This is a genomic window from Mycobacterium shunyiense (assembly GCF_058270035.1).
In genome coordinates, this window is the sequence record NZ_JBZDPT010000011.1 from 1 (window position 1) to 22,361 (window position 22,361).

Below are 22,361 nucleotides of genomic sequence, written 5' to 3' on the forward strand. Positions count from 1 at the left end.
CACCACACCACCTATGACGAACACAAAGCCTGGGCACACCGTCACACCACCCGGGACACCGAGGCCGCTTGACAACTTGCGGTCCTGGGATGTCTAGCGGCCCGGGATTTGTGGCGTGGTTGGCCGCCGCGAGGCGGAAGCTATCGCGTCGATCGCCCAGCAGATCAGGCAGGACAGTACGAAGGCAACCGACGCGTGGATCAGCTGGCGTGCTCCGCCGGTTTGGTCGGTTTGGCCGGCGGCGGCGCGGGCAGGATCGCGAGCAAGTCGCGTTCCAGCTCGGCGCGCACCACGGCCCGTTGCGCTTCGTCGCCGGCCAGTGCCGGTGCGGTGATGCAGAAGACGTCGACGACCGATGAGCCCAGTGTGGTCACCTTGGCCCACGCAACGTCCAAGCCGTCGCGCTCGAACACCGCCGTCAGCCGGGCCAACAGGCCGGCCCGGTCGATCGTGCGAATCTGGACGATCAGGTCTTCGGCTGCCGTGCCGGGTGACCACAGGATGCGCGGTGGGGCGGGCACGTGGTTGGCCGGCACCGACGCCAGGATCTCGCCGGCCCGGGTGGTCGGATGCTGGGCCGCCTCCTGGTCTCGGCGTTCCAGCGCGCCGACCACATCCAGCTCGCCGTCGAGCGCCAGGATGAACTGCTGGCGCAGCAGTTGAGCAGGTGGTGGTGAGCCGAAGTGCGGAGACACCGCGAAGGTGTTGATCGCCGAACCCTCATGACTGTTGACCGACGCCGAGTGCACCCGCAGGGAGTTCAGCGCCAGCACGCCGGCCGCCTTGGACAACAGGCCGCGCCGGTCCGCGCCGATCATCGTCACGTTGTAGATGTGTGGACTGTCACCCGGGGAGAGCTCGACGTGGACACCGCCGTCGGCGGCCAACGCCACGAACCGCGAGTCGACCGGATCGGGTTCGGGCAACGGTTCACCGGCCATCACCAGCCGGCACCGTCGCACCAGATCGCCGATCAGCGATGCCTTCCAGTCCCCCCACACCCCGGGGCCGGTGGCCAGGGAGTCGGCTTCGGCCAACACATGGAGCAGCTCCAGCAGCACCATGTCCCCACCGAGCGCGTCGGCTACCGCGTCAATGGTCTTGGGGTCCTGAAGATCTCGCCGCGTCGCGGTCTCGGGCAACAACAGGTGGTACCGGACGATCTTCGACAGCACATCGATGTCAGACGGCCAGAGACCCAGCCGGGTTCCGATCTGAGTGGCCAACTCGGCACCGATCACGCTGTGGTCGCCGCCCCGCCCCTTGCCGATGTCGTGGCACAGCGCACCCAGCAGCAGCAGATCGGGACGTGATACGCGGGTGGTGAAAGCACTTGCCCGCGAGACAGTCTCGACCAGATGGCGGTCGACGGTCCAGGTGTGCACGACATCCCGCGGGGGCAGGTCCCGCACTGCACCCCACTCCGGGAACAACCGGCCCCACAGGCCGGTGCGGTCCAGGGCTTCGATGGTGGCGACCGCCGCGGGACCCGACGCCAGCAACACCAGGAGGTCCTTGAGCGCCTGCCGCGGCCACGGCGTACGCAGTTCGGGCGCCGTCTCGGCCAGCCTGCTCAGTGTGGACACCGCCATCGGCAGACCGGTGGCGGCGGACGCCGCGGCGACCCGCAGGATCAGACCCGGATCGCGTTCCGGCCGTGCATCGCGGGCCAGGATCACCTCGCCGGCGAACTCGATCACGCCCTCGTCGAGCGGGCGGCGCACCGGGCGGCGAAGCGCGGCGAAACCGCGCCGGGGTAAGGCATTGGCGGCGGTACGGATACCCGAGTCGACGTAGTAGCTCACGGTCCGGGCCGCATCCGACAGGGTGCGGGCCAGGTCGAATCGATCACCGATCCGCAGCGCCGCGCCTATCTCATCGGCATGTTGGGCCAACAGCAGTTCCCGGCCACGGCCCGACGCGCGGTGCAGTTCGGTGCGCACATTCAGCAGCGACAGGTGGGCACCGCCGAGTGTTCCGGTCGGTGAGGCCAGCGCATGACTCGGATAAACATCGGCCAGTTGCGCTATCGCCAGCGCGTTGAGCAGTTGTACGTCCCGCAGGCCGCCGCGGCCCGACTTCAGGTCCGGTTCGGCGCGGTGCGCGATCTGGCCGCTGCGTTGCCAGCGCGCCTGCGCATGCTCGACGAGTTCGTCGAATCGCGAGCCGATTCCGATCCGCCACTGCCGTCGCGCCCCGCCGACCAGTAGCGCCGACAGGTCGGCGTCACCGGCCATATGACGGGCGTCCAGCATCGCGAGACCTACCGCGATGTCCTCACCCGCCACCTTGAGGGCCTCGGGAACCGTGCGCACACTGTGGTCGATCCGGATGTTGGCGTCCCACAGCGGATACCAGAGCTTCTCGGCCACTTCAGAGACGAGCTCGACAGGCATGTTGTCATGCAGCAGCATGAGATCGAGATCGGAATACGGCAACATCTCGCCGCGGCCCAGACCACCGGTGGCCACGATGGCGAACCCACTGGTGGCCGTGATCCCGATCTGGGCAGCCTTTGTGGTGAGCCAGAATTCGTGCAGATCGAGTAACGCATCCCGCAGGGCGGCCGCATCCAGTTGACGGGATCCCCCGGCCAGCAACTGCTGGCTGGCCGCCGCCAGATCGGTGGCCGGCCGCGGCGAGCCGACCGGACCCTCCTGTCCGGAGGTCCCGGCCGGCTCGTGGATGGAATCTGGCTGCTGCTCTGTCATTTGGACCCCTCCCCCGGTCAACTACCTGCCACCGCACTTCCTGACCGGGGGACTCGGTCGTCTACCTCGACGACCGGCCACCGCTACAGGGCGTCGGCGCCCCGCTCCCCGGTACGGACACGGACAACGGTGTCGACCGGGCTGACCCAGACCTTCCCATCGCCGATCTTGCCGGTACGGGCGGCCTGCACGATGACGTCCACGACCTTGTCGACCGCGGAATCGTCGACGACAACTTCCACCCGGACCTTCGGTACGAAGTCGACCGAGTACTCGGCACCGCGGTAAACCTCGGTGTGGCCCTTCTGCCGGCCGTAGCCCTGTACCTCGCTGACCGTCATCCCCAGGATGCCCGTCTGCTCCAGGCCGGTCTTGACATCCTCCAGCGTGAACGGCTTGACGATCGCAGTGATCAGCTTCATATTCCCTTATTCCTCCCCGCCGTGACGACCAAGAACAGAACCGGTTCCGACAGCGACGAAGTCGTAAGCGCTCTCAGCGTGCTCGGACTCGTCGATACCGGAAGCCTCCTCTTCTTTGTCCAGGCGCAGGCCCACGGTGTATTTGACAATCAACGCCAAGATAGCGGTACCCACCGCCGAATAGAGCAGAACAGCACCGGCCCCGACCGCCTGTCGCCACAGTTGATCGAACCCACCACCGTAGAACAGACCGGCAATGCCGGCAGGTGCTTCCTTGGTGGCCACCAGGCCGACCAGCAACGTACCGACGATACCGCCGACCAGGTGGACACCCACCACGTCGAGAGAGTCGTCGAATCCGAACTTGAACTTCAAGCCCACCGCCAGGGCACACAGTGCGCCTGCGGCAACACCGATCACGAGCGCGCCCACGACGTTCACCGAGGAGCAGGACGGGGTGATCGCGACCAGCCCGGCGACGATGCCCGATGCGGCGCCCAGTGACGTCGCGTGCCCGTCACGGATCCGCTCGGTGAGCAGCCAGGCAAGCATGGCCGCGGCAGTCGCCACCGTCGTGGTGACGAAGGTCGAACCGGCAACTCCGTTGGCCGACACCGCAGAACCGGCGTTGAAGCCGTACCAGCCGAACCACAGCAAGCCGGCGCCGAGCATCACGAAAGGAAGGTTGTGCGGGCGCATCGGCGTACCCGGCCAGCCGAGCCGCTTGCCGAGGATGATGGCCAGGACCAGGCCCGCGGTACCGGCGTTGATGTGCACCGCGGTGCCACCGGCGAAGTCAATTGCCTTGAGCTGGTTGGCAATCCATCCCCCATGGTGGATCACCGTCTCGCCATCGGAGCCCTTGACGTCGAAGTCGAAGACCCAGTGCGCCACCGGGAAGTAGACAACGGTCGCCCACAGCGCGGCGAACAGCAGCCAGCCGCCGAACTTGATGCGGTCGGCGACGGCACCGGATATCAGGGCGACGGTGATGATCGCGAACATCAGCTGGAAACCCACGAACACGGTGGCCGGGATCGTGCCGACCAGCGCGATGGGCGCATCGGCCGAACCGTTCGTTCCGATCAGACCCTTGAGGCCGAAGAATTGCCCGGGGTCGCCGATGACGCCTGCGGTGTTGTCACCGAACGCGACCGAGTAGCCGTACAGCGCCCACAGCACTGTCACGACACCCATGGCGCTGACGCTCATCATGATCATGTTGAGCACGCCCTTGGCGCGCACCATGCCGCCGTAGAAGAAGGCCAGCCCCGGCGTCATCAACAGCACAAGCGCAGCGGCGGCCAGCATCCATGCTGTGTCACCGGTGTCCGGCGCACCCAATATCGGGAATTGCTCCACTCGCAGTTTCCTCCTTCACCACGCCACGGCCGCAAGGATTTACGGGCCGTTGACCTGGTCAAGACAATGCTGAGTGGATGTTTCGGCTACGACGCCGCTGCGTTTCGCTCGTGTGAACGGATAGCCGGGCTGCGTTTCGCCGGTGTTACACCGTGGGATTTTGCGGGTTTTCGGGCGGTCAGCCCAGCAGCGCGTCGACGAATGCCGCGGGCTCGAACGGTGCGAGATCATCCGGCCCCTCGCCGAGTCCGACGAGTTTGACCGGGACGCCGAGTTCCTGCTGGACGCGGAAGACGATGCCACCCTTGGCGGTGCCGTCGAGCTTGGTCAGGACCACGCCGGTGATGTCGACAACCTCGGCGAACACCTTGGCCTGCGGCAGGCTGTTCTGTCCGATGGTGGCATCGAGCACCAACAGCACCTCGTCCACCGCGGCGCGCTTCTCCACCACCCGCTTGACCTTGCCGAGCTCGTCCATCAGGCCGGTCTTGGTGTGCAGGCGGCCCGCGGTGTCGACGACGACAACGTCGGCGCCGGCCTTGATACCCTCGTCGACGGCGTCGAACGCCACCGATGCCGGATCGGCGCCTTCGGGCCCGCGCACCACCTCCGCGCCGACGCGTGCGGCCCAGGTCTGCAGTTGGTCGGCGGCCGCGGCGCGGAACGTGTCGGCCGCGCCCAGCACGACACGACGGCCGTCGGCGACCAGAACCCGCGCCAGCTTGCCCACCGTGGTGGTCTTGCCCGTGCCGTTCACCCCGACCACCAACAACACAGACGGCTTGTCGGCATGCGGCAGAGCCTTGATCGAACGGTCCAGCTCGGGCCGCAGCTCCGACATCAGCACCTCACGCAGCACCGCGCGGGCGTCGGCTTCGCTGCGCACGTTCTTACTTGCCATCCGCTCACGCAATGCCGCGACCACGGATTCGGTCACCACCGGGCCGAGGTCAGCGATCAGCAGGGTGTCCTCGACGGCCTCCCACGAGTCCTCATCCAGATCGCCACCGCCGAGCAACCCGAGCATGCTGCGGCCCAAGGCGTTCTGGGACTTGGCAAGGCGGCCACGCAGCCGATCCATGCGACCTTCGGCCGGGGCGATGTCCTCCACGGCGGCGGCGACGGCGTCGGGAGCCGTTTCCGGCGCGGCCGACTCCTCGGGGATGACCGGGGCGCCGACAGAATCTGTCGGCTCAACGGGCACAGGTGGCGCCTCGGGCGCCGCTGTCTCGATCGGCGGCTCCGGCAACTGCACATCGGAGATGGTGCGTTTGGGCGCATCCCGCGGAATCGTGGCGTCATCGCCGACGGCAGGAAGTCCGCCGGTGTCGATGCGGTCGAGCGTCGGCGTACCCGACTTGCTGAACGTGATACCCGAGGACGCCGTATATCCGCCGGAGCGGTCGATCGGTTTCGAGGAGTCTCGTTCCGACAGGCTGATCCGCCGCCGCCGGTACCGCACCAGCCCCACGGTGATAGCGACGATCACGAGAACAGCGACGACCGCGATAGCGATCCACAGACCCAACAACGCACCTTGTGTCACGCCGCCATTGTCTCAGGGCGGCCGCGTACGAACGATCGGCCCCGTTCCGCGGACTCAGCACGGCCCATCCCGCCCATGAGAACCGGTCAGAACATCGACGTACAGGATTGCTGAAAATAGTGGTACACGAACGTACCGACGCGGTATATTCCGTTCACCCACACGAGCTGAAGAACATGACCAGGCAAGCCGCAGAATTCATCTGTGGCTTAGCTGCCGTGTCGGCCGAAATCATCAAACTATCGCGCTCAACTGTTGGTTTCGTTTATTCATTCCAGTTATTTGAATTCGCTGACAGCAGGTCTCGACGTGGTTCACGATCCACATGGGTCGGGAATGGCTTCAGCGTCGGTGAGCATGTGGTCTTTCCCTTGGAATTTGTCGAGAGGGAGGACGGGAATGCACATTCGTGTGCTTCGGGGGGTAGCACTGACGCTGGTCGCGCTGATCGGCACCGTCGGGCTGGTCGTGACAGCGACCATGTCCACGCTGGTTCAGCTGGCTGCCACGGCGCTCATCATGGGCGGAACGGGGATGAAGGCGCTGGGTGATCCGCATCAATGGGGATCCGGCACGTACGTGGATCAGGTCAACAGCACCTACCTGTCCGGCCACCACCTCGATGAGGACGACTTGAAGTGGGTGTCGACACCTGAGCAGTTCTGGCCCGCGACCAGCCTGACCGACGTCAGCTTCGACACCTCGGTGGCCCGCGGCGTGCTGAGCCTCAACAACGCTGTGCAGACCACGCCGGGTGAGAAGATTGTCGTCGGCTACTCGCAGAGCGCCAATATCGCCACCCGGGAGAAGCGCAATCTGGCCGAGCTCCGGGCGCAGGGCGCGGCGGTGCCCACGCCGGACGAGTTGTCTTTCGTCTTCGTGGCCAATCCCAACCGGCCCAACGGCGGAATCCTCGCCAGGTTCGAAGGCCTCTACATACCGATCCTCGGCGTCAGCTTCGACGGCGCCACCCCGGACGACGAATACCGGACAATCGACGTGGCCCGCCAGTACGACCTGATCGCCGACTTCCCCAAATATCCACTCAATCTGCTGGCCGATCTCAATGCCCTGATGGGCTACGTCTACCTACATCCGAACTACGGCTCATCGGTGGTCAACCTGAACGACCCGAGCACATATGAGTCCTATACCTCCGGCAACACCACCTATTACCTGGTGCACACCGAGCACCTTCCGCTGCTGCAACCGTTTCGCGGCATCGGAATTCTTGCGCCGGTGCTCGACCTGGTCGAGCCGACTCTGCGCGTGCTGATCGAACTCGGTTATGACCGCACGCCGGAGAACATGGGGGTGCCGACCCGGGCCGGACTGATCCCCCACATCGACCTCGGCAAGCTTGCGTCGGATCTGCGGGCAGCAGCCAGGGAGGGCGTACGCAACGCGCTCGCCGACCTGGGCATCGACACCGGTGATGCCGTTGGCAGCCACACCGAAGATGTTGCCACACTAGCCAAGTCGGATACCGAAAGAGTTGGGCTCAAACTGCCGGCGACCATCGGGGCGCCGGACCGCACACGGCTGCGTCAGATCGGCATCGACTCCACGGGTCGAGCCGGAACCGTCACCCGCGCTACCGACGCTCCGCCGTCCGAGCCCGAGGCGCAGAAGCCCGAGGTGGAAACGAGCACCGGAACTGACACCGAGACCCGTTCCGACACAGCACTTCAGCAGAAACAGCAACAGAAGCAGGCAAATCCGGGAGCTGAACGCATCCGGCAGTCGCTACGACAGGCATTCTCACCCAAGAGGCCGTCCGATGCCGCCGCCACCGACACCGACGCTGCGCCACAAGACAACCCACGCCCGCGGCGCTCGCCGCAACGTCAGGTCGGCCAAACCACGTCGGTCCAGTCGAAATCCAACTCCACGGACACGAAAACCAGCGACACCAAACAGAAGCCGCGCGCCAACCACCGTTCCGGACACTCCGACGCGGCGTAGGTGCGCACCGTTCGAGCGTGCGGGTCACACCCGGATCCACGGGGGAACCCGGGCCTGACCCGCACGCTCGGCACAGCTTCTTCGGCAATACCGGGACATTCGAGTAGTCCACTACGCATGCGTCGCCCGTGATCATGGCGTGATCATTTCCGTACGTCAGCCGACAAGCCCTCGGCAGGCGGCATCTCGAAAGGATGAAGTCCAAGCACGGAGCACTGCCATGACCACACATTCACAATCCGTCGGCCAGCTGTTCAAACTGCGCCGTTCAGCCGACGCCACCGACGGGCCGGCAAAAGGGAACGAGGTGTCGGTTGCCAAGATCACCGTCATCGGCGCCATCGCAACGGCGCTCATCGGTGCCGTTCCCACCGTGTACAACATGATGAAGGACGAGCCGGGTACCGTGGCCATCCCGACGACCCAGACCCAGAGCAATGACCGCGTTTTCGTTGACGATCCGATGGTCCTCAGCGATTCCGGCAAGACGCTGACCATCTCCGGTACGGCGGACCCCTTCGTGGAGACCGTGGGCCTGACGGTCCGTCAGCGCGACACCAAGGCGCCGGTCTTCACGGGCACGACGAATGTCACCGACGGAACGTGGAACCTGGTGGCCACCAGCGACCAGGCGATCCCGCAGCCGCTGGAGGTGAAGGCGTACTACAAGGAGAGGCCCGTCGCCGTTGCGGGAATCACGAAGGCGTCCTACATCTTCCGGCTGGACCCGCCGACACCGCCATCGCCTCAACCCGGGCAGCAGAATGGCTGTCCGACACCGTCAGCCAATAGTTGCTTCAGCGGCCCCGGCTGGTCGGCGCCGTCGATCTACGAGTCGGAATAGGCCCGGATCAGCCTGAGCTGGCGGCCAGCTCCTGACCCCGCATGCGCTGGGAGATCACGGTGGTGATGCCGTCACCGCGCATGGTCACACCGTAGAGGGCGTCGGCCACTTCCATGGTCGGCTTCTGGTGGGTGATCACGATCAGCTGGGATTTCTCCCTCAACTGCTCGAACAGGCTGATCAGCCGGCGCAGGTTCACGTCGTCGAGCGCGGCCTCGACCTCGTCCATCACGTAGAACGGGGACGGGCGGGCCCGGAAGATCGCCACCAGCATGGCTACCGCGGTCAACGACTTCTCACCACCGGACAGCAGCGAGAGTCGCTTGATCTTCTTGCCCGGCGGCCTGGCCTCGACTTCGATTCCCGTGGTGAGCATGTCGGCGGGATTGGTGAGCAGAAGGCGTCCCTCACCACCGGGGAACAGGGTGGAGAACACCTGCTCGAACTCGCGCTCCACATCCACGTAGGCCTCGGTGAACACCTGCAGAATCCGGGTGTCGACATCGGCGATCACATCGAGCAGATCGCTGCGCGCGGCCTTGACGTCCTCAAGTTGCGTCGAGAGGAAGTTGTAGCGTTCTTCGAGCGCGGCAAACTCTTCCAGGGCAAGCGGATTCACGCGGCCCAGCTCCGAGAGCTCACGTTCGGCCTTCTTGGCCCGCCGCTCCTGGGTGGGCCGGTCGAACGGCATCGGCGCGGGCGCCATGACCTGCTCGCCACGCTCACGGGCCTGCTCGTACTCTGCCATCTCCAAGTCGCTGGGCGGCAACGCGATCTGCGGACCGTACTCGGCGATCAGATCCGCCGCCGGCATCCCGAACTGCTCGAGCACCTGCGCCTCAAGCTGCTCGATACGAAGTGACGCTTGCGCTTTGGCCATCTCGTCGCGGTGCAAGGCGTCGGTGAGCCGGGTGATCTTCGCGTTGAGTTCGGTGACCGTCTCGCGCACCTGGGACAGCGACGTGGCACGCAGCTGACGCTCGGTCGCCAGTTCGTCACGCATCCGCGACGCCACCGCCACGACCGCGCTCAACCGTTGGGCCACAACGCGTCCCGACTCGGACACCGCGGCGGCCACCCGCGCCGCATGTTCACGGGCCTCACGCGCACGCTGCGCCCGCACCCGGGCCTCGCGCTCGGCAGCGGCGGCCCGGCGCAGTGAATCAGCCCGACCGCGAACCGCATTCGCGCGCTCCTCGGCGGTACGAACCGACAGTCGGGCCTCCACCTCGACCGAACGAGCCGCCTCGGCGGCGGCCATCGAGGCCTGACGGTCCACCGGCTCGGCCTCGAACATCGGAAGCTGTTCGGCATTGTGCAGCCGCGACTCAAGTTCGGTGAGTTCCTCGACCGTCTTGGTGCGCCCAGCTTCAAGCTCGTCGCGTTGGCGGATCAACCGCTGCCACTCATCACCGGCGCCGCGGGCATCCTGCCCCAGGCGGCCCAGCTGCTCGTAGATAGCGGAGATGGCGGTGTCGGATTCGTTGAGCGCGGCCATCGCCTCTTCGGCCGCCTCCTGTCGGGCTGCCTGCTCGGTCAGCGCACCCGACAAGGCGGCCTCCAGCTCGCCGGTCTGCCGCTCGACGACCTCCAGTTCGCGTCGGGCCTTGTCGATCTCGGAACTGATCTCAAGTGTGGAGGGCTTGCGGTCGGACCCACCGCTGATCCAGCCGGCACCGACCAGGTCACCCTCGGCGGTCACCGCGCGCAGGTCCGGACGCGCCGAAACCAGTTGCACCCCGGCGGGCAGATCGCTGACCACTGCCACCCCGGCCAGCATCGCGGTGATCGCCCCACGCAGCCGGTCCGGGACGCTGACCACGTCGTTGGCCCAGATCGCGCCGTCGGGAAGCGTTCCCGACGGGGCCGAGCCGTTGACCTTCCAGTCCCCAAGCAACAGAGCGGCCCGCCCGCCGTCGGACTCCTTGAGCGCGGCGACGGCGGCGGCCGCGACACCGAAATCCTCGGCGGCCAACGCGTCGGCAGCCGCCCCGAGCACCGTGGCCACTGCCACCTCGTGGCCCGGCTGAACTTTCAGGTATTCCCCGATGGTGCCGAAAAGCCCTGAGCCACTGTGGTTCTTCTGCAACCAGGCGGCACCGTCGCGCCGGTCGAGGCTGACGGAGAGAGCCTCGATGCGGGCCCGCAGCGAGGCGACCTGACGTTCGGCGGCACGCTCGGCCGACTGCAGTTCGGCCACCCGTTCGTCGGCGATCCGCAGGGCTGCCACCGAGCGGTCGTGTTGCTCGTCCAGGCCCACTTCTCCGGCATCGAGTTCGCTCACCCGGCTCTGCACAGTCTCGAATTCGGCCTGTGCCAGTTGGGCTTTGGTGGCAGCTTCCTCGATGTTGACCGACATCCGCATCACCCCGTCGTCGATCGACTCGACCCGGGTGCGCATGGTGTCGACCTGTCCGGCCAACCGGGCCAGCCCTTCGCGGCGGTCGGCTTCGGCCCGCGCCGCGGCCAGATGCGCCCGTTCGGCCTCTGCGGCGAGTTGCTCACGCTCGGCGAGCTCGGCCCGGGCGCTCTCCAAGACGATGCGCGACTCCTCGAGCTCACCGAGCAGCTCCATCTCGAGCTCGGCAACCTCGTCGGCCTCGGCCTCCAGGGCCTCGGGGTCCTGCCCCGTGGAAACCTCCGTCTCGGCTTCGAACAGCTGCGCCCGGTCGGTCGCGATCCGCACGGTGGCACTCACCCGTTCGGCCAGTGCCGAGGCCCGGAACCAGGTCTGCTGGGCGGCCTCGGCGCGGCGGGTCAGTTCGGCCACCGCGGCCTCGTGTGCCTGCAGTTCGACGGTCGAGGTTTCCAGCTGGACCGTCGCCTCGTCGTGCTCGCGACGCAGTGTGGTCTCGGCCTGGTTCGTGTTGTGGAACTCGACCTGCCGTCTGACCAGGTCGTCGGCGGCCAGGCGCAGGCGGGCGTCGCGCAGGTCGGCCTGGATCGTCGCCGCCCGCCGCGCCATCTCGGCCTGACGGCCCAGCGGCTTGAGCTGACGGCGCAACTCCGTGGTCAGGTCGGTCAGCCGGGCCAGGTTCGCGGCCATCGAGTCGAGCTTGCGGACCGCCTTTTCCTTGCGCTTGCGGTGCTTGAGAACCCCGGCAGCCTCCTCGATGAAGGCGCGGCGATCCTCGGGCCGCGATTCCAGGATCTCGGCGAGCTTGCCCTGGCCGACGATCACGTGCATCTCGCGGCCGATGCCGGAGTCGCTCAGCAGCTCCTGCACGTCCATCAATCGGCAACTGCTGCCGTTGATCTCGTATTCGCCTGCGCCGTCACGGAACACCCGGCGGGTGATCGACACCTCGGAGTATTCGATCGGCAGCGCGTTGTCGGAGTTGTCGATGGTCAGCGTCACCTCGGCGCGACCCAGCGGCGCCCGTGAGGACGTGCCGGCGAAGATGACGTCCTCCATCTTGCCGCCGCGCAGCGTCTTGGCGCCCTGCTCTCCCATAACCCAGGTCAAGGCGTCGACCACGTTCGACTTACCCGATCCATTGGGGCCGACAACGCAGGTGATCCCGGGTTCGAAGCGCAGAGTCGTCGGCGAGGCGAAAGACTTGAAGCCTTTCAGCGTCAGACTCTTGAGGTGCACGGAGTCAAACCCTACCGCCGACCCGGCTACCGTTCGATGAACCCCGCCATCGGGGCGTCGGCATCCGCCCAATCTGCGACGACGTGATCCACCGACCCCGGGGTTTCCCCGCTCCGGAGCAGCTCAAGCAATCGCTGACATTTCCCGCGTGGCCCCTGCGCCACCACATGCACCCGGCCGTCGGGCCGATTCGAAGCAAACCCGGTCAGGCCGAGTTCCAGCGCGCGCGACCGGGTCCACCACCGGAATCCCACGCCCTGCACCTGGCCATGCACCCAGGCGCTCAGGCGCACCTCGGTGTCGGGCCCGGCCTCAGGCGGGTGTGGTTCCGTCACGAAGTGGCGACCTCGAATTTCACCTCGGTGCCGGATTTGAGGGTGCGTCCCACCGTGCAGACCTGGTCGATGGCGCGCTCGACGACGGTCAACACGCGGGCCACCTCGGCCTCCGAAAGGCCCGACACGTCGATTTCGAGCTTCTCCTCCAGCAGCGGGTAGCGCTCCTGCTCCCGGTCGGGCGGTCCCGACACCCGAATCGTCGCCGGATAGTCGTCACCCAGGCGCCGGCGCAGGGGCTGGTCGCTGGACATCCCGCTGCACGCTGCCAGGGCGATCTTCATCAGCTCACCCGGGGTGAACACGCCCTCGACGTCCTCACTGCCCACGAGTACCTCTGCACCGCGCGAACTGCGTCCGACGTACCTGCGCACACCGGTGCGGTCAACCCAAAGTTCGGTCATGCGGTATTTCTACACGCCGCGATACGCGGTTATTCCAGGGGTAATGGCCGTCGGATCGGTCACCTGCCCCCGTTGGACACGGCGGCGACTCAGGCAGCGACGATAGACTCGGCCCACCGACATCGCTGAGGAGCACTGTGACCTATCCGCCGAGCAATCCGCCCACCCCGCCGTCGGGAGCGCCCGGGCCGTGGCAGCCGCCGTACCAGCAGCCGGGCGGGCCGGAGGGATATCCGAACACTGCCGGAAACCCCGAGCAGCCGCCGTACGGCTCCCCTTACGGGGCACCTCAGCAACAGCCTTACGGCTCGCCGTATGGAGCGCCGCAACAGCCCCAACCTCCGTACGGCGCGCCCTACGGAGCACCCCAGCCGTACGGGGCGCCCTACGGGCAGCCGTACGGGGCGCCGCAGTCGCCGTACGGGTACCCCACCCCGCAGCCGTCGGGCGGCGGCAACCGTATGTGGTTGGCGATCGGCGGCGCCGTACTGGCCGTGGTGGTCATTGTCGGCGGCGTCCTGATCTTCGCGTTGAACGGCGATTCGGGCTCGAGTGGCGGCCGCAGCAGCGCGGGCTCGTCGCAGTCCTCCGGTTCCAGCGATGCCGAGAAAGAGGTGCGGGCGTTCCTCGATGAGGTGATGTCGAGCTCCGGCGACCTCAAAGAGGCCCTGCCCTACTTCTGCCAGGCCGATCAGGACCTGTTCAAAAAGATCGGCGGCCTGGATGCGATCGACATTCCGAAGACGACCGACAGCAGCGGGTCGGCGGAGATCACCAAAATCACGGTGAACGGCAGCAAGGCTGTCGTCGACATCTCGAGCACCGCGGGCCCCGGCAAGCTGTACCTGCGCAAGGAAAGTGGATCGTGGAAGATCTGCATGTCCGACATGCCGGGCATGCCCAGCATGCCCTGATCTGCTGCGGACGAGGCTCGGGTCAGCCCCGTGGACGGGGCTGACACTTCGGGCAGTAGAACGACGACCGGTTCATGAACTTGTCGCGGCGCATGACCGCGCCGCACCGTCGGCACGGCTCCCCCTCGCGGCCGTAGGCATCCAAAGACCGCTCGAAATAACCGGATTCGCCGTTGACATTCACGTACAGCGAATCGAACGACGTGCCGCCCTGGCTCAACGCATCGGTCATCACGTCCGCGGCTGCATCGAGTAGCTCCCCCAGCCGACGCCGCGTCAGCAGCGCAGCGGTCCTGGCGCCGTTGACCTTCGTCCGCCACAGCGCCTCGTCGGCGTAGATGTTGCCGATACCGGACACCACGGTCTGGTCGAGCAGCTGACGCTTGATCTCAGAGTGCTTGCGCCGCAACACGGTAACCACACTGTCCCGATCGAACAGCGGGTCGAGCGGATCGCGCGCGATGTGAGCGACAGGCTCGGGCAACGCGGCGCCGTCGACCGTCACCAGATCGGCCAGCTGCCAGCCGCCGAACGTACGCTGGTCGACGAAACTCAGCGCGGTGCCGTCGTCGAGCAGCGCGGCGATCCGCAGATGCCGGTCGTCGCGCAGCGGCCCCAGCAGCATCTGGCCGCTCATCCCCAGATGCACCACCAGCGCATCGGTCGCGTTTTCGCTGCCGTCCTCACCCAGCGTCAGCCAGAGGTACTTACCGCGCCGTCCCGTTCCGGTGATGCGGGCCCCCAGCAGACGGGCGGTCAGGTCGGCGGGGCCGGCCTCGTGCCGGCGGACGGCACGCGGATGATGCACGCGTACCGCCGAAATTGTTTTGCCCGCAACATGTTCCTGCAGCCCACGGCGGACGACCTCTACCTCGGGTAGCTCGGGCATCGGTGCTCACGCATTGTCGAGTGCGGTCCACGCCGCGGCCGCGGCCTTGAGCTCGGCCTCTTTCTTGTTGCGCCCCACGCCCCTGCCGTATTCGACGTCGGCCACCACCACGGCAGCCGAGAATTCCTTGTCGTGGTCGGGCCCGGTGGAGGTCACCACATAGGTGGGCGCACCGAGCCCGCGCGAGGCGGTCAACTCCTGCAGGCTGCTCTTCCAGTCCAACCCGGCTCCGAGTGTCGGCGCTGTATCGAGCAACTCGCCGAACAACCGCAGGATGACCTCCCGGGCAGTGGTCAGGCCGTGCTCCAGATAAATTGCGCCGAGCAGGGATTCGACACCGTCGGCGAGGATGCTGGACTTGTCGGCCCCGCCGGAGTTCTCTTCGCCCTTGCCCAGGAACAGGTGGCTGCCCAGCCCGTCTTCGGTGAGCCCACGGCCGACATCGGCCAGTGCCTGGGTGTTGACGATGCTGGCACGAAGCTTGGCCAGATCACCCTCGGAGCGTTCGGGGTGGCGGTGGTAGAGCTCCTCGGTGACCGTCAACCCCAGTACGGCATCTCCGAGGAACTCCAACCGCTCGTTGGTGGGAAGGCCGCCGTTCTCGTAGGAGTAACTGCGATGCGTCAACGCGATGGTGAGCAGTTCGGCGGGGATGTCGACGCCCAGCGCCGCCAGCAGCGCTGCGTGCGAATCGGTCACTTCTCGCCCCCGGGCTGCTCGTCGTCGGGCAGCATGGCGGCCAGTTTGGCCCAGCGGGGATCGATCTTGTCGTGATGATGCCCCGGCTCTGCGGTGGCCAGCGCGACGCCGCAGTCGGGGCACAGGCCCGGGCAGTCCGGACGGCACAACGGGGAGAACGGCAGCGCCAACCCGACGGCATCGATGATCGGCTGTTCCAGGTCGACGGTGTCGGCCTGTCCCGAGGCGCCCACCCGGCCCATTTCGTCGGCCTCGGTGGTCTCGTCGGTGGTGCTGTCCGGGTACGCGTACAGCTCGGTGAGGTCGATCTCGACATCGCCGGTGAGCTTGGTGAGGCAACGGGCGCACTCACCGACCGTGGGCGCCGATACGGTCCCACTGACCAGCACACCTTCCGACACCGACTGCAGCTGCAGGTCGAGATCGAGCGGCGCGCCCTTCTCGATGGCAACCAGCTCGGCCCCGATCCGCACGGGACTCGGCACCGTCTCTTGGTGTGCCAGGAACGAACCCGGTCGCCGGCCGAGTCGCAAGACGTCGATCACCAGCGGCGATCGGGAACCTCCGCGCCGTTCAGGCCCTCCCCGCCCAGCCGATTTCGCATGCGTCGCCATGCATCGATCCTACGGCGGGGTCAGACCAAACCACGACGCAGTGCGCCGACCGTCACCCACGGCCGTCAGCGGGTCGCGTAGTCGTGCGTTCCCGCGGTCGTGCGTAGCTGGTGACGTCCGCGGCCGACGGAGCGCAGCGTGCCGTTGAGGAAGTCCTCGAACTCGGCAAGTTTGCTGTCGACATAGATATCGCACTCGCCGCGCAGTCGGTCGGCTTCGGCATGTGCCGCGTCGATGAGCCGGGTGGCCTCCGCGGTGGCGGTCGAGACGATCTCGGTCTGCGACACCAGACGCTGCTGCTCCTTGATGCCCTCCTGCACGGCCTTCTCGTAGGAGATGTTGCCGTTCTCGGTCAGGCGATCGGCCTCGGCCTTGGCCCGGCCGGTGCTCGCGTCGTACTCGCGCTTCGCCGCGGCCGCGAGCCGCGCTGCCTCTTCGCGTGCCTCCCCGACCATGCGCTCGCTGTGCTGACGGGCTTCGGCGACCATCCGGTCGGCCTGCGCCTTCGCGTCGGCCAGCAACCGGTCGGCCTCGCCCCTGGCGTGATTGAGCATGCCGTCGGCGTCGGCGTTCGACTTGCCCATCACCGACTCGCAGTGTTCCTTGGCCTCGCGCAGCAGCGAATCACGCGCATCCAGCACGTCCTGTGCGTCGTCGAGCTCACCGGGGATCGCGTCCTTGATGTCGTCGATCAGCTCGAGGACATCACCGCGGGGTACCACGCAGCCGGCCGTCATCGGCACACCACGCGCTTCTTCGACGATCGCGCCGAGCTCGTCGAGCGCTTCAAAAACTCGGTACACGGCAAAACCCTCCAGGTCGTCGTTGTCGGTTACCAGTGTGCCTGGTGTTACGCCTGTGACTAGGGAACACAATCGGTGTGTCGCCGCGAGGTATCGCCTGCCGTGGATGCAGCAAAGTCACCGCATCGCCGCGGCGATCAGGTCGCGCGCACGGTCGAGCATCGATGCGAACGGTCCGACGGCGAAGTTGAGCCCGGCCGACTCCACCCCTGGATGGGGGCGGGTGGGCGCGATCGCCTCCGCCGCCTGCACGGCCTTGACCAGCCTTTCGAGTTCATCGGCGTCGAGCTTGCGGTGCAGCTTGTCGAACTCTTCGTGCTCCTCGTGGTCGGCATGGTCGACCACGGCGTCGCGGAACTTGGCGAGCTCGGCCAGGAATTCGGCGGAGTCGAAGTCCATGCTTTCGAGCTTCGACAGCTGCTCCTTGGCTGCGTGTTCCTCATGCAGGCGTGCATCGACGATCTCGTCGCCGTCGGCGACCTCTCGACGCACCCGTGGATGCACGACCATCTCCTCGGCGGTCTCGTGCACCGCCAGCAGCTGCCGCAATTCGACGAATGCCTTTTCTCGGGCCTCGACCGTGGAGGCGGAGAAAACCTCCTCAAACAAGTCCTTGATCAGATTGTGTTGATCCTTGAGGAACTTCACGACATCGTCGGTGGATTGAACGAATGTGTTGGGCACAGCGGGACCTCCGCGAATCGGGTGACAAGTCTGGGCGCATGGGCTGAGCGCCACGCGAACCAGATACCCGTCGGCGCGGTGAGCTAACCGCCCAGTTTGGCCTGCAGCCTGCGATTGACCGGCTCGGGCAGCAGCGCCGAGACATCGCCGCCCAAGGAGGCAACCTCCTTGGCCAGCGACGACGACACGAACGAGTACTGCGGAGTGGTGGCCACGAAGAAGGTGTCGACGCCCGCCACGTGCTTGTTCATCTGCGCCATCTGCAGCTCGTATTCGAAGTCGGTGCCGGTGCGCAGGCCCTTGACGATCGCGGTCAGCCCGCGATTCTTGACGAAGTCGACCACCAGTCCCTGACCGGACTCGACCCGAAGGTTGGGCAGGTGTGTGGTCGACTCGGTGATCATCGCCATTCGCTCGTCGAGGTCGAACATTCCCTTTTTGTTGGGATTCACCAGAATCGCCACCACGACCTCGTCGAACTGCGCCGCCGCACGCTCGAAGATGTCGATATGGCCAAGGGTCACCGGGTCGAAGGAGCCGGGACATACCGCGCCACTCATGGGTGACGACGCTACAGGCCCCCTCGCTGCGACCGACCTGCTAGCCCACTTCGGCGAGTTCGACGCGGGTGTCACCGTAGCGGCGGGCACTCAACGCATCCCAGCCTTCCGGCCAGCTCACCGGCCGGCTCGACGACCGCCGCTCCACCAGGACGAGGGTGCCCGCGGCGACCCACCCGGCAGCGGCCAACGTTGTCAGCATCGCGTCGACCGCGGCGTCGCCGAGGTCGTACGGCGGGTCGGCGAACACCAGATCGACCGGTCGCGTGGCACCCCCGGCCAACACCGTGTCGACGTTGCCCCGGCGCACCGCCGCGTTGCGCACGCCCAGCGCGGTGATGTTCTCGGCGATGACCGCGGCCGCCCGCGCATCCGCCTCGACAAAGGTGGCGGAGGTTGCACCACGCGAAAGCGCTTCCAGCCCAAGCGCTCCCGAGCCGGCATACAAATCCAGCACCGATAGTCCGGCGAAATCCAGCCGCGCCGTCAAGGCGTTGAACACGGCTTCGCGGACCCGATCTGAAGTCGGCCGGGTGCCGCTGCGGGGCACCGCAATCCGGCGGCCGCCGAGCGCCCCCGCGATGATGCGGGTCAGCTCGATTCCCCGGCTGCTTCGCCCTTGCCCGCCGAGCCGGTCACCACGACCAGCAGGTCGCCACCCTCGACCTGGGCGGTGGCGGCCACCGCGACACGTTCGACGGTGCCGGCCTTGGGGGCGGTGATGGCGGCTTCCATCTTCATCGCCTCGATGGTGGCAATGGTCGCACCGGCCTCGACCGTGTCACCTGCGGCCACACCGACGGTGACCACACCGGCGAACGGCGCCGCGACATGATCGGGGTTGTTGCGGTCGGCCTTCTCGGCGGCCGGAACCTCGCTGGCGATGCTGCGGTCGCGCACCGTGATCGGACGGAGTTGCCCGTTGAGGATGCACATCACCGTGCGCATGCCGCGCTCGTCGGCATCGGAGATCGCCTCCAGACCGATCAGCAACTGCACACCGCGCTCCAGCTCGACCCGATGCTCCTCGCCGTAGCGCAGCCCGTAGAAGAACTGATTGGCGCTCAGACCGGAGGTGTCACCGTAGGTCTCGCGGTGTGTCTCGAACTCCTTGGTCGGCGCCGGGAACAGCAACCGGTTCAACGCCGCCTGACGTTTCGGTCCGGGCGCAGCCAACAGTTCCTCGTCCTCGACCGAGAGTTCCTGAATCGGCTTGGCCGGCCCCCGGCCCTCAAGAGCCTTGGTGCGCAACGGCTCCGGCCAACCACCCGGCGGGTCACCGAGCTCGCCGCGCAGGAATCCGATCACGCTGTCGGGGATGTCGTATTTGGCGGGATCCGCGGCGAACTCCTGCGCACCGACCCCGGCCCCCACCAACGCCAACGCCAGGTCCCCGACCACCTTGCTCGACGGGGTCACCTTCACCAATCGGCCCAGCACCCGATCGGCCGCGGCATAGGCGGTCTCGATCTCCTCGAACCGATCCCCCAACCCCAGCGCGATCGCCTGCTGGCGCAGATTGCTCAGCTGCCCGCCGGGGATCTCGTGGGTGTAGACGCGTCCCGTCGGCGCCGGAAGACCGGATTCGAACGGCGCGTACACCTTGCGCAGCGCCTCCCAATAGGGCTCGAGATCGCAGACAGCGCTCAGCGACAACCCGGTGTCGAACGACGTGTGCGCCGCGGCAGCCACGATCGAGGACAACGCCGGCTGGCTGGTGGTGCCGGCCAACGGCGCCGCGGCACCATCGACCGCGCTCGCGCCGGCCTGCCAGGCCGCCAGATACGTCGCCAACTGCCCACCCGGGGTGTCATGGGTGTGCACATGCACCGGCAGATCGAAACGCGACCGCAACGCGCCTACCAGAAGGTGCGCGGAATGCGGACGCAACAGCCCGGCCATGTCCTTGATCGCCAGCACATGCGCACCGGCGTCGACGATCTGCTCGGCCAGCTTCAGGTAGTAATCCAGCGTGTACAGGTTCTCGCCCGGGTCAGACAGGTCCCCGGTGTAGGACATCGCGACTTCGGCGATGGCCGTGCCGGTCTCGCGGACCGCGTCGATCGCCGGACGCATCGACTCGATGTTGTTGAGCGCGTCGAAGATCCGGAAAATATCGATCCCGGTGCGCGTGGCTTCGTCTACAAACGCCTCAGTCACCAGTTCCGGATACGGCGTGTATCCCACGGTGTTTCGGCCCCGCAGCAGCATCTGCAGACAGATGTTGGGCACCGCCTCACGCAGGGCGGCCAGCCGCTCCCACGGATCTTCCTTCAAAAAACGAAGCGCCACATCGTAAGTCGCGCCACCCCAACACTCGATGGACAACAACTGCGGCATCATCCGCGCCACATACGGCGCGACCTTGAGCAACCCCGTCGACCGCAGCCGGGTGGCCAACAACGACTGATGCGCATCGCGGAACGTCGTATCGGTGACCCCGAGAGCCTTGCTGTCGCGCATCCACGCCGCGAACCCCTCGGGTCCCAACTCGATCAGACGCTGCTTGGACCCCGCCGCCGGCACCGTCGACAGATCCAACGCAGGCAACTTGTCCTGCGGGTACACGGCCGAGGGCCGCTCGCCGTTGGGCTTGTTCACCGTGACATCGGCCAGGTAATTCAAGATCTTCGTACCGCGGTCAGCAGGTGTGTGCGCGGTCAGAAGCTGCGGACGGTCATCGATGAACGACGTGTTGACCCGTCCGGCCCGGAAATCGGGATCCTCGATCACGGCCTGCAGGAACGGAATGTTCGTCGACACCCCGCGGATGCGGAACTCTGCCAGCGCGCGGCGGGCACGGGCCACCGCCGTGGAGAAGTCACGCCCGCGACAGGTCAGCTTGACCAGCATCGAGTCGAAGTGCGCCAGCACCTCGGCTCCGACATTGGTGCCGCCATCCAGGCGGACACCCGCACCCCCGGGTGACCGGTAGGCGGTGATCCGGCCGGTGTCAGGACGGAATCCGTTGGCCGGATCCTCGGTCGTGATCCGGCACTGCATCGCCGCCCCGCGAATGACGAGCGAGTCCTGGCTCAGACCCAGATCGGCCAGCGTCTCCCCCGCCGCGATCCGCAGCTGCGAACCGACCAGGTCCACATCGGTGATCTCCTCGGTCACCGTGTGCTCCACCTGAATTCGTGGATTGCACTCGATGAACACGTGATGCCCACGCTCGTCGAGCAGGAACTCCATGGTGCCCGCACAGCTGTAACCGATCTGGCGGGCCAGAGCCACCGCATCCGCGCAAATCCGCTCGCGCAACTCCGGATCCAGGTTCGGCGCCGGCGCCAGCTCGATCACCTTCTGGTGGCGCCGCTGCACACTGCAATCCCGCTCGAACAGGTGCATGACGTTGCCCTGTGTATCGGCCAGGATCTGCACCTCGATGTGGCGCGGGTTGATGACGGCCTGCTCCAGGTACACCTCGGGGTCGCCGAACGCCGACTCGGCCTCGCGCGAAGCCGCCTCCACCGCCTCGGGCAGCGCCTCGGGATCGGTCACCCGGCGCATACCGCGCCCACCGCCACCGGACACCGCCTTGACGAACAGCGGGAACTCCATATCCCGTGCCGCAGCGACCAACTCATCCACCGACGACGACGGCGCCGAGGACGCCAGCACCGGCAGGCCCGCTGCCCGCGCGGCGTCGATGGCCCGCGCCTTGTTACCGGTCAATTCCAGAACCTGCGCCGAGGGGCCCACAAACGTGATGCCCGCCTCCGCACACGCCGAAGCCAATTCCGGATTCTCCGACAGGAACCCGTAACCCGGATACACCGCATCCGCACCGGAATGCTTGGCGACCCTGATGATCTCCTCAACAGACAGGTACGCCCGTACCGGATGACCGATCTCACCGATCTGATACGACTCGTCGGCCTTCAGGCGGTGCAGCGAATTGCGGTCCTCATACGGATACACCGCCACCGTCGCGATGCCCATCTCATAAGCAGCGCGAAACGCACGGATCGCGATCTCGCCACGATTGGCGACTAACAGCTTGGAAATCAC

General features: G+C 66.7%; 18 protein-coding genes. 3 read left to right on the forward strand and 15 right to left on the reverse strand.

Annotated features, from left to right (window positions below; genetic code table 11):
- Positions 1-200: 200 nt before the first annotated feature.
- The 4 genes from AC4ELS_RS08770 to ftsY all read right to left on the reverse strand — a co-directional run bounded on the left by AC4ELS_RS08770 (position 201) and on the right by ftsY (position 6,026).
- The gene (locus AC4ELS_RS08770; protein WP_499046806.1) at positions 201-2,711 is read right to left on the reverse strand and encodes a [protein-PII] uridylyltransferase; all 2,511 of its coding nucleotides are present in this window, start codon (positions 2,709-2,711) and stop codon (positions 201-203) included.
- Positions 2,712-2,794: 83 nt separating this feature from the next.
- Positions 2,795-3,133, reverse strand: coding sequence for a P-II family nitrogen regulator (locus tag AC4ELS_RS08775; protein ID WP_003881099.1), 339 nt, complete (start codon positions 3,131-3,133; stop codon positions 2,795-2,797).
- Between the two features lie 6 nt (positions 3,134-3,139).
- Complete coding sequence (locus AC4ELS_RS08780) at positions 3,140-4,495, reverse strand: ammonium transporter (RefSeq protein ID WP_174554318.1); 1,356 nt, start codon at positions 4,493-4,495, stop codon at positions 3,140-3,142.
- Positions 4,496-4,673: 178 nt separating this feature from the next.
- Positions 4,674-6,026, reverse strand: coding sequence for a signal recognition particle-docking protein FtsY (gene ftsY, locus AC4ELS_RS08785; RefSeq protein WP_499046997.1), 1,353 nt, complete (start codon positions 6,024-6,026; stop codon positions 4,674-4,676).
- 414 nt (positions 6,027-6,440) lie between these two features.
- Here ftsY and AC4ELS_RS08790 point away from each other — a divergent pair, with 414 nt between their 5' ends.
- Positions 6,441-8,006 (forward strand): PE-PPE domain-containing protein, encoded by a 1,566-nt coding sequence (locus AC4ELS_RS08790; protein WP_448446854.1) that lies wholly within the window; start codon positions 6,441-6,443, stop codon positions 8,004-8,006.
- Positions 8,007-8,226: 220 nt separating this feature from the next.
- Positions 8,227-8,850, forward strand: coding sequence for a hypothetical protein (locus AC4ELS_RS08795; protein ID WP_064881806.1), 624 nt, complete (start codon positions 8,227-8,229; stop codon positions 8,848-8,850).
- 7 nt (positions 8,851-8,857) lie between these two features.
- Here AC4ELS_RS08795 and smc read toward each other — a convergent pair whose 3' ends face one another.
- From smc to AC4ELS_RS08810, 3 genes are read right to left on the reverse strand one after another with little or no spacing between them, the layout of a single operon-like run.
- Positions 8,858-12,445: a chromosome segregation protein SMC gene (gene smc / locus AC4ELS_RS08800; RefSeq protein WP_448446857.1), complete on the reverse strand. Its 3,588-nt coding sequence runs from the start codon at positions 12,443-12,445 to the stop codon at positions 8,858-8,860.
- Between the two features lie 26 nt (positions 12,446-12,471).
- Positions 12,472-12,780, reverse strand: coding sequence for an acylphosphatase (locus tag AC4ELS_RS08805; RefSeq protein ID WP_498883005.1), 309 nt, complete (start codon positions 12,778-12,780; stop codon positions 12,472-12,474).
- Positions 12,777-13,184 (reverse strand): OsmC family protein, encoded by a 408-nt coding sequence (locus tag AC4ELS_RS08810; protein WP_064881813.1) that lies wholly within the window; start codon positions 13,182-13,184, stop codon positions 12,777-12,779. Before AC4ELS_RS08810 ends, AC4ELS_RS08805 begins: the two co-directional genes overlap by 4 nt.
- A gap of 137 nt (positions 13,185-13,321) precedes the next feature.
- Here AC4ELS_RS08810 and AC4ELS_RS08815 point away from each other — a divergent pair, with 137 nt between their 5' ends.
- A complete protein-coding gene (locus AC4ELS_RS08815; RefSeq protein ID WP_064881815.1) occupies positions 13,322-14,098 on the forward strand; it encodes an Rv0361 family membrane protein in 777 nt (258 codons plus the stop codon).
- A 22-nt stretch (positions 14,099-14,120) separates the two neighbouring features.
- On the opposite strand, the gene mutM is transcribed toward AC4ELS_RS08815, so the two are convergent.
- From mutM to AC4ELS_RS08855, 8 genes are all read right to left on the reverse strand, one after another.
- Entirely contained in the window at positions 14,121-14,987 is an 867-nt protein-coding gene (mutM, locus tag AC4ELS_RS08820; RefSeq protein WP_064881817.1) for a bifunctional DNA-formamidopyrimidine glycosylase/DNA-(apurinic or apyrimidinic site) lyase, read from the reverse strand.
- A 6-nt stretch (positions 14,988-14,993) separates the two neighbouring features.
- On the reverse strand, positions 14,994-15,686 hold the full coding sequence (gene rnc, locus AC4ELS_RS08825; RefSeq protein ID WP_064960672.1) for a ribonuclease III: 693 nt from the start codon (positions 15,684-15,686) through the stop codon (positions 14,994-14,996).
- A complete protein-coding gene (locus AC4ELS_RS08830; protein WP_064960673.1) occupies positions 15,683-16,300 on the reverse strand; it encodes a YceD family protein in 618 nt (205 codons plus the stop codon). Before AC4ELS_RS08830 ends, rnc begins: the two co-directional genes overlap by 4 nt.
- 65 nt (positions 16,301-16,365) lie before the next feature.
- A complete protein-coding gene (gene sepIVA, locus AC4ELS_RS08835; RefSeq protein ID WP_055112803.1) occupies positions 16,366-17,103 on the reverse strand; it encodes a cell division protein SepIVA in 738 nt (245 codons plus the stop codon).
- 117 nt (positions 17,104-17,220) lie between these two features.
- Positions 17,221-17,787: a hemerythrin domain-containing protein gene (locus tag AC4ELS_RS08840; RefSeq protein ID WP_463790247.1), complete on the reverse strand. Its 567-nt coding sequence runs from the start codon at positions 17,785-17,787 to the stop codon at positions 17,221-17,223.
- An 83-nt stretch (positions 17,788-17,870) separates the two neighbouring features.
- Positions 17,871-18,347 (reverse strand): pantetheine-phosphate adenylyltransferase, encoded by a 477-nt coding sequence (coaD, locus tag AC4ELS_RS08845; protein ID WP_064960675.1) that lies wholly within the window; start codon positions 18,345-18,347, stop codon positions 17,871-17,873.
- 40 nt (positions 18,348-18,387) lie between these two features.
- The gene (rsmD, locus tag AC4ELS_RS08850) at positions 18,388-18,942 is read right to left on the reverse strand and encodes a 16S rRNA (guanine(966)-N(2))-methyltransferase RsmD (RefSeq protein WP_498883060.1); all 555 of its coding nucleotides are present in this window, start codon (positions 18,940-18,942) and stop codon (positions 18,388-18,390) included.
- Positions 18,939-22,361, reverse strand: coding sequence for a pyruvate carboxylase (locus AC4ELS_RS08855; RefSeq protein WP_498883006.1), 3,423 nt, complete (start codon positions 22,359-22,361; stop codon positions 18,939-18,941). The genes rsmD and AC4ELS_RS08855 overlap by 4 nt, the downstream gene beginning before the upstream one ends.